This is a genomic window from Streptomyces sp. SirexAA-E (assembly GCF_000177195.2).
GTDB classification, from domain to species: Bacteria; Actinomycetota; Actinomycetes; order Streptomycetales; family Streptomycetaceae; genus Streptomyces; species Streptomyces flavovirens.
Genome location: NC_015953.1, coordinates 4,268,044 through 4,284,717, shown reverse-complemented (window position 1 = coordinate 4,284,717; position 16,674 = coordinate 4,268,044). Strand labels below are relative to the sequence as shown.

The 16,674-nt window shown below is 73.1% G+C and carries 16 protein-coding genes; 8 read left to right on the top strand and 8 right to left on the bottom strand.

Annotation, left to right across the window (positions count from 1 at the left end):
* Positions 1-11: 11 nt before the first annotated feature.
* Together SACTE_RS19195 and SACTE_RS19190 are read right to left on the bottom strand one after the other, a co-directional pair.
* The gene (locus SACTE_RS19195) at positions 12-2,384 is read right to left on the bottom strand and encodes a PQQ-binding-like beta-propeller repeat protein (protein WP_014047678.1); all 2,373 of its coding nucleotides are present in this window, start codon (positions 2,382-2,384) and stop codon (positions 12-14) included.
* Positions 2,385-2,589: 205 nt separating this feature from the next.
* A complete protein-coding gene (locus SACTE_RS19190) occupies positions 2,590-3,405 on the bottom strand; it encodes a VOC family protein (RefSeq protein WP_014047677.1) in 816 nt (271 codons plus the stop codon).
* A gap of 337 nt (positions 3,406-3,742) precedes the next feature.
* On the opposite strand from SACTE_RS19190, the gene SACTE_RS19185 reads away from it, so the two are divergent.
* The 5 genes from SACTE_RS19185 to SACTE_RS19165 all read left to right on the top strand — a co-directional run bounded on the left by SACTE_RS19185 (position 3,743) and on the right by SACTE_RS19165 (position 8,089).
* A complete protein-coding gene (locus tag SACTE_RS19185) occupies positions 3,743-4,390 on the top strand; it encodes a TetR family transcriptional regulator (RefSeq protein ID WP_014047676.1) in 648 nt (215 codons plus the stop codon).
* 168 nt (positions 4,391-4,558) lie between these two features.
* Positions 4,559-5,227, top strand: coding sequence for a pyridoxal 5'-phosphate synthase (locus tag SACTE_RS19180; RefSeq protein ID WP_014047675.1), 669 nt, complete (start codon positions 4,559-4,561; stop codon positions 5,225-5,227).
* Between the two features lie 76 nt (positions 5,228-5,303).
* Positions 5,304-6,215, top strand: coding sequence for a zinc metalloprotease HtpX (gene htpX, locus SACTE_RS19175; RefSeq protein ID WP_014047674.1), 912 nt, complete (start codon positions 5,304-5,306; stop codon positions 6,213-6,215).
* A 9-nt stretch (positions 6,216-6,224) separates the two neighbouring features.
* Entirely contained in the window at positions 6,225-6,809 is a 585-nt protein-coding gene (locus SACTE_RS19170) for a hypothetical protein (protein ID WP_014047673.1), read from the top strand.
* 92 nt (positions 6,810-6,901) lie between these two features.
* The gene (locus SACTE_RS19165) at positions 6,902-8,089 is read left to right on the top strand and encodes an NAD(P)/FAD-dependent oxidoreductase (RefSeq protein ID WP_026359138.1); all 1,188 of its coding nucleotides are present in this window, start codon (positions 6,902-6,904) and stop codon (positions 8,087-8,089) included.
* Between the two features lie 50 nt (positions 8,090-8,139).
* Here the strand turns inward: SACTE_RS19165 and SACTE_RS19160 are convergent, their stop codons facing one another.
* The 3 genes from SACTE_RS19160 to SACTE_RS19150 form a co-directional block, all read right to left on the bottom strand.
* Positions 8,140-9,486, bottom strand: coding sequence for a hypothetical protein (locus SACTE_RS19160; RefSeq protein ID WP_014047671.1), 1,347 nt, complete (start codon positions 9,484-9,486; stop codon positions 8,140-8,142).
* 165 nt (positions 9,487-9,651) lie between these two features.
* The gene (locus SACTE_RS19155) at positions 9,652-10,956 is read right to left on the bottom strand and encodes an MFS transporter (protein ID WP_026359139.1); all 1,305 of its coding nucleotides are present in this window, start codon (positions 10,954-10,956) and stop codon (positions 9,652-9,654) included.
* 77 nt (positions 10,957-11,033) lie between these two features.
* A complete protein-coding gene (locus tag SACTE_RS19150) occupies positions 11,034-11,459 on the bottom strand; it encodes a DUF2809 domain-containing protein (protein WP_014047669.1) in 426 nt (141 codons plus the stop codon).
* A gap of 62 nt (positions 11,460-11,521) precedes the next feature.
* Between SACTE_RS19150 and SACTE_RS19145 the strand changes: the two genes are divergently transcribed.
* Entirely contained in the window at positions 11,522-12,523 is a 1,002-nt protein-coding gene (locus SACTE_RS19145) for a helix-turn-helix domain-containing protein (RefSeq protein ID WP_014047668.1), read from the top strand.
* 61 nt (positions 12,524-12,584) lie between these two features.
* Here the strand turns inward: SACTE_RS19145 and SACTE_RS19140 are convergent, their stop codons facing one another.
* The 3 genes from SACTE_RS19140 to SACTE_RS19130 all read right to left on the bottom strand — a co-directional run bounded on the left by SACTE_RS19140 (position 12,585) and on the right by SACTE_RS19130 (position 14,554).
* Positions 12,585-13,046, bottom strand: a complete 462-nt coding sequence (locus SACTE_RS19140; protein WP_014047667.1) for an ATP-binding protein — start codon at positions 13,044-13,046, stop codon at positions 12,585-12,587.
* 525 nt (positions 13,047-13,571) lie between these two features.
* Positions 13,572-14,096 carry an EF-hand domain-containing protein gene (locus tag SACTE_RS19135; protein WP_014047666.1) on the bottom strand — a complete coding sequence of 175 codons (525 nt, stop codon included), beginning with the start codon at positions 14,094-14,096 and terminating at the stop codon, positions 13,572-13,574.
* Positions 14,097-14,179: 83 nt separating this feature from the next.
* Positions 14,180-14,554, bottom strand: a complete 375-nt coding sequence (locus tag SACTE_RS19130) for an STAS domain-containing protein (protein WP_014047665.1) — start codon at positions 14,552-14,554, stop codon at positions 14,180-14,182.
* A gap of 292 nt (positions 14,555-14,846) precedes the next feature.
* Here SACTE_RS19130 and SACTE_RS19125 point away from each other — a divergent pair, with 292 nt between their 5' ends.
* Positions 14,847-15,428, top strand: coding sequence for a sigma-70 family RNA polymerase sigma factor (locus tag SACTE_RS19125; protein ID WP_026359140.1), 582 nt, complete (start codon positions 14,847-14,849; stop codon positions 15,426-15,428).
* On the top strand, positions 15,425-16,639 hold the full coding sequence (locus SACTE_RS19120) for a zf-HC2 domain-containing protein (RefSeq protein ID WP_014047663.1): 1,215 nt from the start codon (positions 15,425-15,427) through the stop codon (positions 16,637-16,639). Before SACTE_RS19125 ends, SACTE_RS19120 begins: the two co-directional genes overlap by 4 nt.
* Positions 16,640-16,674 lie beyond the last annotated feature (35 nt).

The window sequence follows — 16,674 nt, the reverse complement described above, 5'->3', positions numbered from 1 at the left end:
CGGGACGGATCTCAGGTCCGGGCCCTGTTCCCGGTGCCCGTGCCCTTCAGCGCGTCCAGCGCGTACACGCACCGGTCCTTGCTGCAGGCGTAGACGACACCCGCCCGCGCCACCGGTGAGCCCGTGATCTCGCCGCCGGTGGCGAGCTTCCAGCGGAGCTGGCCGCCCGCCGCGTCCAGCGTGTACAGCACGTGGTCCGCCGAACCGAAGTGGACCCGGCCGTCCGCGACCACCGGAGCGCCCACCACCTCGCCGCCCGCCGCGAACCGCCACTTCGGGGTCCCGGTCACCGCGTCCAGCGTGTAGAGCGCGCTCCCACTGCCCACGTGCACGTTCCCGCCCGTGACCAGTACCGGCTCGACGGACTGGCGGGCCTCGGTCGCGATCCGCCACCGGTCCTTGCCGGTCGAGGCGTCCAGCGCGTAGACGGTGCCGAGGTAGTCCGCGAGGTACACGCCTCCTCCGGTGACGGCGGGCCCCGGGGCGAAGGCGGGCGGCGAGAGGAAGACGGCCGGCGACTCGAAGTGCCAGCGCACCCGGCCGGAGACCGTGTCCACGGCCAGCACCCGGGTCCCGGCGGCGATGTACACGAAGCCGTCCTCGGCCGGGGTCACCCGCACCGGGACGCCCCCGCAGGAGGCCGCGTCGCCGACCGGGTACGACCAGCGCTCGGCGCCGGTCCGCGCGTCCACGGCCCGCAGCCGCGCGTCCTGCCACAGGTAGACCGTGCCGTCGTGGAGGACGGGCCCGGCCTCGGGCGTCTCGAAGTCGGTCTGGATCCCCGAGGCGTCCCACAGCTTCTCGCCGCTGGACGCCTCCCACGCCTGGACACCCCCGCCGCGCGTCCCGGTCAGTACGGTGCCGCGCTCGGCCTTCAGTGAGTACACCCAGGCCTCCGTGCCCAGCCGCCACTGCTCGGCACCGGTCGTCGCATCCAGCGCGTACAGCGACGGGCCGTCCGAGGCGTGGATCCTGCCCCCGTCGACGGCCATCGACCAGGCGACGTCCCGGGTCTTGAACTGGCGCCGCCCGTTGCCCACGTCCAGCGCGTGCACCTCGAACGACGTCACATAGAGCAGGTCGCCGACGACGACGGGCGTCCCCCACACGTCGTTCGACATGCGGAAACGCCACGGGCGCCAGCGTTCCGGGACGGCGGGCGCCGCGTCGGGCGCGGGGGCGGGGGCGGGCACCGGAGGCGACGGACGGCCGGCCGGGACCGTCATCCCGGCGGGCGGGCGCACCCAGCCGGTGGCCGGGTCGGCGTGCGCTGCGGCAGCGCCACGCACCTCAACCGGGCGCGGCCCCGGACCGATCGGCACCTGTGCACCGGGCAGCTGCACGGGGCCGCCGTCGGGGGTCGGAGACGGCGGACGTGCGGGGGCCGGCGCCCTGCGGGCGTCACCGTCGGCGCGCCAGGCCGTGTCCCGCCGGGCGCCGGGCGGCTGCTGCGGGGGCGGCGGCACGGCCGGCGGTGCGGCGATCGCGCGGCCGCCGCCCCGGCGGCGCTCGATCATCGCCGTGGCCGAGGTAGGCAGCCAGGCCGACGCCGTACCGCTGTCGTCGCCGCCGGAGGCGAACAGATGCGGGGCCAGCTGTGCCTGGAGGTCGGCGGGGCTGGGCCGCCGGGACGCTTCCATCTGCATGCAGGACTCGATCAGGGGGCGCAGGTCGTCGGGCAGTCCCTCCGTGTCGGGGCCCTCGCGCAGCAGCATGAACACGGTCTCGACCGGGTTCGCCCCGTGGAAGGGCGCATGGCCGGTGGCCGCGAAGACCAGCGTCGAGCCGAGCGAGAACACGTCGCTGGCACCCGTCACACTGCGCGAGTCGCGGGCCTGCTCGGGCGACATGTACGCGGGGGTGCCCACCGCGACGTTCGTCATCGTCAGCCGGGTGTTCGAGACGCCCGAGGCGATCCCGAAGTCGATCACCCGTGGCCCGTCCTCGACGACGAGGACGTTGGACGGCTTGAGGTCGCGGTGGACGAGCCCGGCGCCGTGGATCGACTGGAGGGCCTCGGCGATCCCGGCCGCCAGCCAGCGAACGGCCTGCGTGGGCATCGGCCCGCATTCGTTCACTATCTCCTCGAGGGAGGGGGCCGGGACGTAGGCGGTGGCCAGCCAGGGGACGGCCGCACGCGGATCGGCGTCCACCACGGCGGCGGTGTAGAACCCGCTGACGGCTCGGGCGGCCTCCACCTCACGCGTGAAACGGACCCGGAACAGCTGGTCCTCCGCCAGTTCCGTGCGGACCGTCTTGATCGCCACCCGTCGGCCCGATGCCGACCGCGCGAGATAGACCAGCCCCATGCCGCCGGCCCCGAGCCGTCCCAGCACCTCGAACGGGCCGATCCGCCTCGGGTCATGCTGCGTCAGCTGCTCCACTTGCCTGCCACCTCCCCGTACGGACCTCAGGAACAGAAGCCCGCGAAATCCCGCCCTGTGCAGCGTCTCACCACTGAGCACCACCCGGCGGTGCGCCCCCCGATTCTTCCTGGCTCGCGGCCCGGTTGCGAACCCGGGGGCGGATCGGGGTGTCTTGTGTCACTCCACCCGTTTCAGGACACCCGTGTCCGCACCGGCCGCTCGGCTACGGCAGGAGCCCGGAAGGCTGCAGCACGGCGAAGACCGCACCCTGGTCGTCCTGGAGCACCGCCATCCGCCCGTACGGGATGTCGAACGGCGGCGCCGAGATCCGGCCACCGAGGTGGACCGCGGTGCCCGCCGTCCGGTCGCAGTCGGCGACGGCGAAGTAGCTGAGGAAGTAGCTGGGAAGCATCTCGGGGACCGCGTCCGTGATCACGGCCCGCCCGCCGATCGCGGTGTCGGTGCCCGGTTCCGTCCCGGCCGGGGACCACATCCGGAAGTCGGTGCCGGCCACGGCACCCTGGCCCGAGCCGCCCGGCTCTCCGGGCAGGGTGAGGTCGGTGCCCTGGAAGCCGAAGACCTCCTCGTAGAAGGCGTCCACCCGCTCCGGCTGCCTGGTGTGGACCTCGGTCCAGCAGAAGGAGCCGGGGGCGCCGTGCTTCCCGAAGCCGGTCCGCTCGCCCGCCTGCCAGAGGCCGAAGACGGCACCGCCGGGGTCGGCCGCCTGCGCGAGGACCCCGGCCCTGCCCGCCCGTACCGGATCGGTGATCACCTGGCCGCCGGCCTTCCGGACCAGGGCGACGGTGGCGAGGATGTCGTCCGTGGAGAAGTAGACGCCCCAGGCCGTCGGCATGCGGCCGTCCTGCTTGGCGGCGAGGGCCGCGACGAGTTCGCCGTCGCTGTACGCGTCGGCGAACGGCATGCCGTCGCCGGCCCGGAAGGTCCAGCCGAAGAGCCCGCCGTAGAAGCGCTTGCCGGCTTCGAGGTCGGAGAGCTGCACATCCACCCAGCACGGCGTGGACGGCGCGAATGCGGCCATGGGCAGGTCCCTCCTCGATGGTGACGCCCGTCACACTCAACGTAGCGTCGGGAGGCCCGCAGCGCGCTCCGGGCCCGCTCCCCCAGGGACAGGAACGCATATAAATAGAACTTTCGCCCGAGCCGTGAAGATGCGTGGACCGCGTGGACACCAGTTGTCCACCGAAGTTATCCACAGGCTGTTGATAAGAACATCGGACCGGAACCCTTCGCTCCGGCCCCCTCGTCCCCCCGCCGTTCCACCTTCCGCGCGCCCCCGAAACACGGCTCCCACCGGGGCGTTCCCCATTTGCAGTCGGTCAGATCGCGCTCCCACCCCCCGTCGGTAAGCTGACGGCATGACAGGACAAGTACGCACCGTCGACGGCCGCGTGGCTGGTCGGCGAGGTCAGGCGACGCGGCAGAAGCTGCTCGACTGCCTCAGCGAGATGCTCAGCTCCTCGCCGTACCGGGACGTCAAAGTCATCGACGTCGCCCGGAAGGCGGGGACTTCACCCGCGACCTTCTACCAGTATTTCCCCGACGTCGAAGGCGCCGTCCTCGAACTCGCCGAAGAAATGGCCCAGGAGGGCGCCGGCCTGACCGAACTGGTCGCGGGCCGCTCCTGGGTCGGCAGGGCGGGACGGCAGACCGCCGAAGAACTCGTCGACGGATTCCTCGACTTCTGGCGGCGCAACGACGCGATCCTGCGCGTCGTGGACCTCGCGGCCGCCGAGGGCGACAAGCGGTTCTACAAGATCCGCATGAAGATCCTCAACTCGGTCACCGGCTCCCTGACCACCGCGGTCAAGGATCTCCAGTCCAAGGGCAAGGTCGACAAGGACGTCAGCCCGGCGGCGGTGGCGGGCTCGCTCGTCATGATGCTGTCGGCGGCCGCCTCGCACCAGAAGGGGTTCACCAGCTGGGGCGTGAAGCAGGCCGAACTGCGCCCGAACCTGGCCCTGTTGGTGCACCTGGGCATCACCGGCAAGAAGCCGGCGAGGTAGGCGCCGGCCAGGACTCCCCGCATACAACACAGGGTGCCGCGCGGACATCCCGCGGCCCCCGTCCTGTCTCACCGACGGCGGACCACACGACGTGGTCCGCCGTCGGTGTTTCCCGCAGGGCGCACCCCGCACCGGGCGGACCGGCGGGCGGCACGGTGCAATGGGTCCATGAGCGATACACAGAAGACCTTCCGCGCGCTGCTCCACGCCCAGCGGGTCTGGGACGTCCCCCTCCCCCGCTTCGACGCCTCCGCCGCGCCCGCGGATCCCCTCGACCTGTTCCGCACCTGGTTCGCCGAGGCGGTCGCGGCCGGCCAGACCGAGCCGCACACCATGACCCTGGCCACCGTGGACGCCGAGGGGCGGCCGGACGCGCGGACGCTCATGCTGCACGACGCGGACGAGCGGGGCTGGCATTTCGGCACGCACACCACCAGCGAGAAGGGCCGCCAGCTCGCGGCCCGCCCGCACGCGGCCCTCACCTTCTACTGGCCCGCCCAGGGCCGCCAGGTGCGGGTGCGCGGGACGGTCACCCCGGTGGGCCGCGCCGAGAGCCGGGCGGATCTGCGGGCCCGGTCCACCGGGGCCTTGGCGGCGGCCCTGACCGGGACGCAGAGCGAGGTGCTGCCCTCCCGCGACGAACTCGTCCGTGCCTCGGAGGAGGCCTGGGAGCGCGCGCGGGCGGAGCCGGACACGGAGGTGGAGACCTGGTCGCGGTACGTGGTCGAACCGCACGAGGCCGAGTTCTTCCAGGGGGACGCCGAGCGCCGGCACGTCCGCCTGCGCTACCGCCGGGAGGCCGTCGGTCCGTGGACCCGGGAGCTGCTCTGGCCCTGAGGCCGGACCCCTACTTATCCGGTCTTCAGGGCAGAAGGGGCGCTATGGGAGTCAGGTGAGCTGGTTGGAGGCACCCATGGCACGAGTCCGTTCCCGTTACGCCCCGGACCGGGGCCTGACCACCCGCATGGTCGGAACCATGTTCTTCATCGGTCTGCTGTACGTGGTCATCGTCGGAATACTCCTCGCGGTCCTGCAGGGCTCCTGGCCGATCATCCTGGTCATCGTGGGCGGTCTGTTCATCGCCCAGTTCTGGTTCAGCGACCGCATCGCCGCCTACGGCATGGGCGCGCGCGAGGTCGGGCCGCAGGAGGCGCCCGAGCTGCACGGGGCGATCGACCGCATCTGCGCCCTGGCCGACATGCCGAAGCCCCGGGTGGCGATCGCGCAGAGCGACGTACCGAACGCGTTCGCCACCGGCCGCAGCGAGAAGACGGCCCTGGTCTGCGCGACCAGCGGGCTGCTGCGCAGACTGGAGCCCGACGAGCTGGAGGGGGTCCTGGCCCACGAGATGTCGCACGTGGCCCACCGCGACGTCGCCGTCATGACCATCGCGTCGTTCCTGGGGGTCCTGGCCGGGATCATCACCCGGATCGCCCTGTGGGGCGGCTTCGCCCGCAGCAACCGGGGCAACGACCCGGCGGGGATCATCATCATGCTCATCCCGCTGATCAGCGCGGTCGTGTACGCGCTGAGCTTCCTGCTGACCCGGCTGCTGTCCCGCTACCGGGAGCTGTCCGCCGACCGCACCGCGGCCCTCCTCACCGGCCGCCCCTCGTCACTGGCCTCCGCGCTCACCAAGATCAGCGGCCAGATGGCGAGGATCCCGACGGAGGACCTGCGCAAGGCCGAGCCGTACAACGCCTTCTACTTCGTGCCGGCCTTCGCCGCCAAGGAGAGCCTCGGACGGCTGCTCTCCTCGCACCCGACGCTCGAACAGCGCCTCGACCAGCTGGCCCGCATCTCGGCCGGCCTGTCCCACCCGTAAGGAGGCCCAGTGGGCCTGCTCGACAGCATCCTGGGCCGCAGCAAACCGGTCCGGCCCGACCTGGACCAGCTCTTCGCCGTCCCCTCCGCCGCGCTCACCCTCGAAGCAGGCACCGGCTTCACCCCGACCGGATACGGGTCGGTGTGCTTCGCCGGGGTGGAGGGCGGCACCTTCGCCCGTATCCGGCAGGACGTACGGGAGCTGCTCGACGCGGACACCGGGCGGGGCGGGGTCCCGGTGGAGTTCAGCCAGGACACCTACGGCTACACGTGGCTGCTCGCACAGCAGCCGGCCGAGGACACCGCGGCCCTGGTCAACGACCTGCACGCGGTGAACACCCTGCTCCAGGACGGCGGCTTCGGCCCGCACCTGCTCTGTTCGCTGATCGGGTTCCGGAACGCCGAGGGCCGGCGGCTGGCGCTGGTCTACCTCTACAAGCGCGGCACCTTCTACCCGTTCGCCCCGGCCCAGGGCGGCGGCGAACGACGGGACAACCAACTGGAGCTCCAGGTCAGGGCGGTGCTCGGCGACGACCTGCGGGTCGAGGGCGATCTGAGCCGCTGGTTCCCGGTGTGGGGCGCGCCGGGGCTGTGAGCGGCCGGCCGTGATCATTTCGCAACCGATTCCGGCCTGGAGCGAGACCTATCATGTGCATGTCGGCAGGTGTGCCCGGTTACGCTCCGGACATGCCCGACAGCACATCCGCACCTGCCGCCCTGCCCGCCTTCGCCGACCGCACCGAGGACCGGCCGGTCTACGTGATCGGTGGTGGCCCCGCCGGCCTCGCCACCGCCGCGGCCCTGCGGGCGCGCGGGGTGCGGGCGGTGGTCCTGGAGCGCACCGGGGAGGTCGGCGCGTCCTGGCGCCGCCACTACGACCGGCTGCACCTGCACACCACCCGGCGGTGGTCGTCGCTGCCCGGGCTGGCGATGCCGCGCCGGTTCGGACGGTGGGTCTCACGCGCCGACATGGTGCGCTACCTGGAGAAGTACGCCGACCACCATGAGCTGGAGGTCGTCACCGGCGTCGAGGTGTCCCGGATGGAGCGGGCCGGGGACGGGACGGGCTGGCGGCTGAGCGCCACCGGCGGGCGGGTGCTGACGGGCCGGGCGGTGGTCGTGGCGACCGGCTTCAACCACACCCCCCGGGTCCCGGACTGGCCCGGCCGCGAGGGGTTCACCGGCACGCTGCTGCACGCCGCGGAGTACCGGGAGCCGGGCCCCTACGCGGGCAAGGACGTGCTGGTGGCCGGCATCGGCAACACGGGGGCCGAGATCGCCGTGGACCTGGTCGAGGGCGGTGCCGCCCGGGTGCGGATCGCGGTGCGCACGCCTCCGCACATCGTGCGCCGCTCCACGGCGGGCTGGCCCGCGCAGGCGACCGCCGTCCTGGTCCGCCGGCTGCCGGTCCGGCTGGTCGACGCGGCGGGGCGGCTGATGTGCCGGATCTCCGTGCCCGACCTCTCGGCGCACGGACTGCCCCGGCCGCGCGGTGGCCTCTACTCCCGGGTCCGCCAGGGCGCGATCCCGGTGCAGGACGTCGGGCTGATCGCCGCCGTGAAGAGTGGCCGGGTGGTGCCGGTGGCGGCCGTCGAGTCGTTCGACGGGGACACGGTGGTACTGGCCGACGGCGCCAGGGTCACGCCGGACGCGGTGATCGCGGCGACCGGCTACGAGCGGTCGCTGGAGGGTCTGGTGGGCCACCTCGGGGTCCTGGACGACCGGGGCCGCCCCGTCGTGCACGGCGCCCGTACCCCGAAGCAGGCCCCCGGGCTGTACTTCACCGGGTTCACCAACCCGATCAGCGGGATGCTGCGCGAGATAGCCCGGGACGCCCGGAAGATAGCCGGGCGGCTGGCCTCGGCGAAGGGCTGACGGGGCGGGGACGGGGCGCACCGCACCGTCCCCGCCCGGCCCCCCGGCCGTCAGGCGGTGGGGTTCACCGTGACCGTGGCGGTGTTGTTGCCCGGCTCGGGGTCGAACGGGAAGTCGGTGCCGAAGCTCGCGGGCCTCAGGGTGACGGCGCCGTGGGCGTCGGGCACCACGGTGTCGACGCGCAGGTCGAAGGGGAAGACACGGGTGGTGTCCTCCAGCACCCAGTACGGCATCTCGCAGACGTAGCTCGGGGCGCCGAGCCGGCCCGCCCGGTAGCCGCCGGACAGCGTCCGGGGCTCACACGCGTCGGGCACGGAGGTGGCGGTGGTGCCCGCCGGGACGGTGAATCCGACCAGGGCCACCGAGTCGCCCGAGCCGAGGTTGCCGAACCAGCCGGGACCGTTGTTGTGGAAGGTGACGTCGGCCCGGACGGTGTCGCCCGCCGCACCGCTGACCTTCACGTCGCGTACGGAGAAGTCCGCGGTGCTGACCGCCTTCAGCGCCACGGAGACGTAGTTGTCCTCCTCCGCGATGTCGTCAGCGCCGCCACCGGGCCTGAGGCTGATGTCCAGCCGCTCGGTCAGGGCGTGCGGGGCGAGGGACATCCGCAGCGGCTCGGGCAGCGTGAAGGTCTCCCCCGGTTCGAGGACCTGGTCGAAGGCGCAGTCGGCCTGGTACATCGGCGCGTAGTCGTCGTCGCCGAGATCCGTGTAGGTGCAGGCGTCGTACCGGGAGTCGAAGCCGAGCCCGTACGAGGCGGTCATGCCGAGGGTGAAGCCCTGGGCCGGGACGGCGCCCCGGTTGGTCACGGTGAGCGGCAGGGTGTGGACGCTGCCGGGCTGGGCGCCGGTGACCGGGTCCAACTCGTTCAGGGCCAGGTCGGGGCCGGAGGTGACGGTGACCGTGGAGTCGAAGGAGTCCTTCGGGGCCTCCAGCGTCCCGTCGGGGCCGCCGAGCGCCGTGGCCTCGTAGGTCACCTTGCCCTGGGCACCCAGCTCGGCGCCGGCCGCCGGGCGGAGGCCGAGGGTGATCTGCGGGTCGTAGTCCTCGCCGATCACGGGAACCACGGGTATGTCACACACCGCCGTGGTGCCGGCGGGCGCGCAGTTGGAGGGCCAGCTCACCTCGGCGACCCCGGCGAGGCCGGAGACGTCCACGGTGACCTGGCCGTCGATCACCGAGAAGGTGTCGTTGTCGTGGTACAGGCCGACCTCGAAGTCGGTCTCGGACTCCGAACCGGCCTGGAGGTTCTGCTCGTACGGCGCGGCGATCCACAGCTGGTCGGACTGCGGTTCGTCGGCCGACGCCGGAACGGACAGCCCGGTGAGCAGGGCTCCGGTGACGACGGCGACCGAGGTGGCGAGGCGCGCGACGGGGCGGGCGGGGACAGGTCTCATGGCTCTCCAGTGACGGGGTCGTGACGGGCTCCCGCCGGTGGACGCTGCCACCGGCATCAACCATGTGACGATCAAGGACCGTCCAGGGTTGTGGAGCTTCAGCCATCACATCGCGGGAGGGGACGTGCCGTCACCTGGGTTTTCCTGCCCGCCCCTGACGGTCTGTCACTGCGCCACGAGGCCGTCCCGCGGTGCGCGGCGGATGACCAGGGCCATCAGGGCCGCCGACGCGCACAGGGCCCCCGCCGCGTACCAGACCACGTCGTACGAGCCGAAGACGTCACGGGCCACGCCGCCGAGGAAGGCCACCAGGGCCGCGCCCACCTGGTGGGAGGCGAGGACCCAGCCGAAGACGATCGCGCTGTCCTCGCCGTACTGCTCACGGCACAAGGCCATCGTCGGCGGGACCGTGGCGACCCAGTCCAGGCCGTAGAAGACGATGAAGAAGACCATCGGCGGGTGCACCGACGGGCCGAGCAGCATGGGCAGGAAGAGGAGGGAGACCCCGCGCAGCGCGTAGTAGACGGCCAGCAGCCTGCGGGCGTCGAAGCGGTCGGTGAGCCAGCCGCTGAAGACCGTGCCGATGACGTCGAAGACCCCGATGACCGCGAGCAGCGAGGCCGCCGCGGTGATCGGCATGCCGTGGTCGTGGGCCGAGGGGACGAAGTGGGTGCGGATCAGGCCGTTGGTGGAGGCCCCGCAGATCGCGAACGTGCCGGCCAGCAGCCAGAAGGGCCCGGTGCGGGCCGCGTCGGCCAGGACGCGCAGGGTGCGGGTGGCGGCGCCCTTCGCGGGGGCCGGCTTCTCCACGTACGTGCCGCCGTACGGAGCGAGGCCCACGTCGGCCGGGTGGTCCCGCATCAGGAGCCAGACGAACGGGACGACGACGAGCGCGGCCAGAGCCACCGTCACCGAGGCGGGGCGCCACCCGTGCCGGTCGACGATCCAGGCGCACAGGGGGAGGAAGACGAGCTGGCCGGATGCCCCGGCCGCGGTCAGGATGCCGCTGACCAGGCCGCGGCGGGCGACGAACCAGCGGTGGGTGACGGTCGCAGAGAAGGCCATCGCCATGGAGCCGGTGCCCAGACCCACGAGCAGGCCCCAGTACAGCATCAGCTGCCAGGCGGCGGTCATCCAGACGCTGGCCAGGGCGCCGGCGGCCACCGCGCTCAGCGCGACGACGACGACCCGGCGGATGCCGAAGCGGTCCATCAACGCCGCCGCGAACGGCGCGGTGAGCCCGTACAGGGCCATGTCGATGGAGACGGCCAGCCCGATCTCGCCCCGGGACCAGCCGAACTCGGTGTGGAGGGGGTCGATGAGCAGACCCGGCAGGGAGTTGAAGGCCGCGCCGCCGATGATCGTCACGAAGGTGACGGCGGCGACGATCCACGCCCGGTGCATGCGCGGGCGGGAGGGGCTGCGGGGCGGGGCGGCCAGGGGCGTCGCGCTGTCGGTCGTCGGATTCACGTGGACCAGCATCCGGGCGGCCGCCATCGCGCACGAGTGGCTTGGATGCCACCCTTCGCAAGGATCGGGCCATCGGGTCAGAGGCGGACGGAGGAGCGCCGGGAGACCAGGCCGGTGTGGAGCGCCCAGGCCAGGGCCGCGCCCACCGCGTACCAGAGCAGGTCCGGTGCGTTGAACGTCGAGCCGAGCACCAGCCGGGCCGCCGTGCTGCGCCGGGAGAGTTCGGCGGGCAGGTCCGTCAGCTGGGCCAGCTCCACCGCCCAGCTGACGGCCAGCGCGGCACCGGCGGCCGTGAGCGGGCGCACCCGGGGCAGCAGGAGGACCACGAGGGTGTGGATCAGTACGGTGTACAGGGCGTCCCCCGCGTACTTCGCCGCCGCGCCGTCCCCCACCGCGCGGACGCCCAGCCCCGCCGCGACCGTGAGCGCGGCGGCGGCCAGCGCCGCGGCACGGACGGCGACGGCGGGGGGAATGGATGAACGCCCGGACTGCTTCACCTTCATGGCAGGGACGTCTACCAGCCCCGAGCCGCGAACACCCAATCGACGGGAGAACAGGAGTCAGCGTGCCGCACCGTGTCGTCGTCCTCGCCCTGGACGGGCTGCTGCCCTTCGAACTGGGCATCCCGCAGCGGATCTTCGGCCTCCCGAGGGTTCCCCACCCGCTCGGCAAGGGCGAGAAGCTGTACGAGGTCGTCACCTGCTCCACCCGCCCGCCGGGCCCCGTCCTGACCGACGCCGACTTCCACATCGTCGTCGAGCACGGCCCCGAGGCCCTGGGCACCGCGGACACCGTCGTCGTGCCCGCCTCGTACGAACTCGGGCCGGTCCACGAGGAGGGCAGGCTCACCGACGAACTGGCGGCCGCCCTCGCGTACATCAGGCCGGGGACGCGGCTGGTCTCCATCTGCACGGGCGGTTACGTCCTCGCGGCGGCCGGATACCTGGACGGACGCCCCGCCACGACGCACTGGGCCTCGGCCGGCCACTTCCAGCGGCTCTTCCCGAAGGTCCGCGTCGATCCGGATGTGCTGTTCATCGACGACGGCGACGTCCTGACCTCGGCCGGGGTGGCCGCCGGGATCGACCTCTGCCTGCACATCGTGCGGCGGGACCACGGCACCGCCGTCGCCAACGACGTCGCCCGGCGCACGGTCGTGCCGCCGCACCGCGACGGCGGACAGGCGCAGTTCGTCCGGCGGCCGCTGCCCGAGACGGGGTCCGCCGGCACGGCCGCGGCACGGTCCTGGGCGATCGGCAGGCTGGACCGGCCGATCCTGCTGCGGGACATGGCCCAGCAGGAGTCCATGAGCGTGCGGACGTTCACCCGCCGTTTCCGCGACGAGGTCGGGGTGAGCCCGGGGCAGTGGCTGACGCAGCAGCGGGTGGAGCGGGCCCGGCATCTGCTGGAGTCCACGGACCTGTCGGTCGACCAGGTGGCACGCGACGCGGGCTTCGGTACGGCGACCTCCCTGCGGCAGCACGTGCAGGCCGCGCTGGGGGTGCCGCCGACGGTCTACCGCCGGACGTTCCGCACGCGGGGCGCGGAGGCGGTGCGGGCGCACTGAGCCGGGCCGTGCGGGTCCGGCCCCCCGGTCCGGGGCCTTCGGCGCCCGGCCCCCGGCGCCCTCAGATCCGCGCGCCGCCCAGAGCGTCCGACTGCTCGCCCGGGGTCGCCGGGGCCGGCACCGGGACGCCCCGGTCGATCTCGCACCAGATGCGCTTCCCGGCGCCCTCCGGCTGCCAGCCCCAGCGGTCGGCCAGGCCGTCCACCAGCTCCAGTCCGCGGCCGCCGGTGTCCTCACCCTCCGCGTGCCGCGGCCGGGGCGGGCGACAACTGGTGTCGGCCACCTCGACCCGGACCGTCCCCGCCGACTCGGCCGAGCCGAAGAGCATCCGCAGCACGGCGGGGCATCCCGTGTGGACGACCGCGTTGGTGACCAGCTCCGAGATCAGCAGGACGAGCGTCTCGGCGAGCGATTCGTCGTCCTCCATCCCGGACCCGGCCAGACGCGACCGCGCCCATCTCCGGGCCCGTCCCACTTCCGCGGGATCCGGGCCCACTTCCAGCTGAACCTGAAGCACCTGCACCGCTCACACCATCCGAACCGGCGGACACATCGCCTCGCGCCTCCTCGGGATCACGGAACGTGACTCCCCTACGAGACAGCATGGTTGACGTACAGTCACCGCAACAAGCGCTTCGGGCATATTCCAGCGTGAAGGAGTACCCGTGGTGCATACTGTGCGACGCACGCCGCGGTGAGTCGAACAGGAGCGCGTCGGCGCCTCGGGAACCGGCTCCCCGGCAGGTCCGGCACAGCCCCTCGCTCCGCGAGCGGTTCGCCGTCCGGGGGCCGGGGCGACCGCACGGGCCACTCCCTCGGTCTCCGGTACCACCACCACTCGCATCCCACGGAGCGTACCCGAGCGGACCGTCCGACTCCGGCCGGTGACCACCCCGGACGAAAGTTCGGACCGCCACCGACTGCGCTGCGTCACCTCTCGGCCAGGACCGGCCGGATCCGGCCAGCCGTCTCAGGTGCCCGGCTGAGTCACGCTCCTCGGGCGTCCGGCTCGCTCACCCTTTTCAGGCGTCCGGTTCGCTCACCCTTTTCAGGCGTCCGGCTCGATCACGGTGAAGTACGCGGAGAACGCGGCGACCGCGTCCGCCTCGGCGACCCGTCCGTCCTGGTCGGCGTCCAGGCTCCGGGCCGCCACCCCCGCGATGTCGCCGCCGGCGCCCAGCACCCGCAGGGCCCGTTCCACGGCAGCGACCGGGGCCGACCCCGCGGGGCCGTCGCCGCCCGCCACGTCGATGGCGGCCCGCAGGAAGGGCCGGGCGATCTCCGCGAAGCGCTCGGGGCTGTCGCGCAGCCGCTTCACCGCGCCGCCCACGAACTCCTCGCGGTTGACGCGCTGGTCACCGTCCACGTCGGCGATCCCCGCCATGCCCTGCCAGAAGGCCTCCGCACCCGAGTAGAGCGCCTGCCCCCTGTCGCAGCGGGCCTTCGTCCCGAACTCGGCGAGCAGACGGGCCGCCGCGGCGTCGAAGTCGGCACGGTCGATGTACCCGTTGCCGTCCTGGTCGAAGGCGGCGAAACGGTGAGCGATCTTGCGCTCGTACTCTGCGCTGTCCATGCCCGGAGGGTACGACGTGGGAGGGCGCCCCGTGTCACGCCCGCTCGTCGGCGGCGTCACAACCGGGATGACGGCCGTCCGCGTCAGGCGGTGAGCGGCCGGGAGACCCCGTCGGTGGCCGATCCGGCGTCGGGGTAGACCTCGAAGAGCCTGCGGACACCGAGGGCACCGAGCACCTTGTTGACGTGGGAGCCGTCCTCCGCGCCGCGGGCCGGGAGTATCAGCCGCAGCCGTCCGCCGCAGGACTTCATGAGGCGGCGGGTGGCGATCAGGACGTTGACTCCGCTGGAGTCGCAGAAGAAGACGCCGGAGAGGTCGAGGACCACGTCGTGCCGGCCCTCTGCCACGGCTCCGTGGACGGACTGGCGCACGGCGGGCGCGGACGCCAGATCGAGCTCGCCGCGGATCCGCAGCACGGTCCACGCGCCCTGCTCGTTCTCGTCCACCTTCAGCGTCACGCCACTGGACCTCTCGTTCCGGCGGGTTCCGGAGGATCCGGAAGTTTCCGTTCCCCCTCGCGGCTGCCCGCGCCCCGGGCCTGCGAAACACCGGTGCGCTCATCGGCCCGGCACAGGTTTCATACAAAACCGATCGCCTAATGATCGTTTGCTCGGAGGACAGACGGCAAGACGTGACGTTTTCCCTATCATCTGGCGCCACTCGGGGGACGTACTTGGTGCAAAGGCGCGTGGTCGGTGGAGGCCGCCCACTACATTCGAGGTGACGAGGGGCACAGGGCTGGGGGCTGGGATGGCGAAGGACGCACCACCGCGCTGGGACCGCCGCATGCAGCAGAGGCTGGCGCGCGGCGAGGCGGCTGCCCTCGGCGAGCTCTACGACCGCTTCGCCCCGCTCGTGCACAGCCAGGCCCACCGCATGCTCGACGACGAGGAGGCCGCGGACCTGGTGACCCGGGAGGTCTTCGGCTACGTCTGGGAGAACCCGGACGCCTACGACCCGAAGCAGGGCCCGATGCGGTCCTGGGTGGCGCGGCTCACCCACCGCCGGTCGGTGGAGCGGCTCCGCGCGACGCACGGCGAGGCCGAGGGACCGGACGCGCGGGCCCACGACGAGGAGCTGGAGCACCGGGTCCGCAAGGCCACGGCCGCCGCCCGCGCCGACTACATCGTGGCCTCGATGCCCGCCTCCCTGCGCTCCGCCCTGGAGCTCGCGTACGTCCAGCGCCGCGACTACCGCCAGGCGGCCGCCGACCTCGGGGTCACCGGTGACGAGGCCCGGCGACGGCTGCGGCTCGGCCTCCAGCTGCTCTCCACCGCGAGTCCCCGCCCGCCGGACGGGTCCGCGCCACCCGGATACGGACCGACATCATGAGCAGCGACACCGGCGGCAGCGGCCGCGACGAGGAGCGTCTGGACACCGGGCGCATACCGCGGCCCAGGGACGCCGTGGACGACAGCCCGTCCGCCGGGGACGGCGGCCCCGGCCTGTCCCACCAGGTCCTCAAGTCGCTGCTCGGCGCCTGGGCGCTCTCCGCCTGCTCCGCCGAGGAGACCGCGGCGGTGGAGGAGCACCTCACCGGGTGCGCCCGTTGCGCGGAGGAGGCGCTGCGGCTGCGGGACGCGGTGGGCCTGCTGCACACCGACGGCAGCCTGGACCTCGACCCGATGCTCCGTTCCCGGGTCCTGGAGGGGTGCCTCGGCCGTCGTCCCGCGCGCATCCCGGTCCCGTCCTGGGCCGCCCCGTACGACGCGGAGACCGCCCGGCTCGACGCGCTGCTCAGGGACTTCGGCGACGCCGAGTGGCACGCCCCGGTGCGGCTGAAGTGGTTCGAGGACGAGCGCCAGGCTCACCGCAGGACGACGGTGGCCGGGGTGATCAGCCATCTGACGGCGGTGGACGGCCTCGTCTCGGCGGCCCTCGGTCTGGACGACCCCCTGGGGAACGGTGAGAAGCCGTTGTCCCCGACCGGGCGGACGGAAACATACTGGTCGTCCGCTTACCATCCGCCGACCAGGACCGTCCGTGAGCCGTGGCGCGACCAGAGCCACACGCTGGTGCGCACGGTCTCCTTCGCCGGGCGCGGTGTCGGCGAACTCTCGGTGCCGTACGGCGCCTTCGCCCTGCCGCTGGAGGATTCGCTGCTGGAGCGGGCCTTCGAGTGCTGGGTGCACGGCGGTGACATCGCGGACGCGGTGGACTACCCCTACGAGCCGCCCTCCCCGCCCCATCTGCACCGGATGATCGATCTGGCGGCCAGGCTGCTGCCCGCCACCCTCGCCGGACGCCGCCGCGCGGGACTGGCCGCACCGGCCCGCGGGCTGGTCACGGCGGGCGCGCCGGGGCGCTCGCTCCACCTGGAGGTCGAGGGCAGGGGCGGTGGCGACTGGTACATCGCGCTGGACTCGCCGGCCGCCATGGGCTCGCCCGACCACACGGTGGCCCAGGTCGCCCTGGACGGCGTGGAGTTCTGCCGGCTGGTCGCCGGGCACGTACCACCGGTGGAGGCGGCGGCCGGGCAGGAGGGCGACCGCGAGGCGATCAGCGACGTGCTCTTCGCCGCGGCCTCCCTCAGCCGCCTCTGAGGGCCCGGGTCCGGACCTTCGCCCGCCCCCGGAGG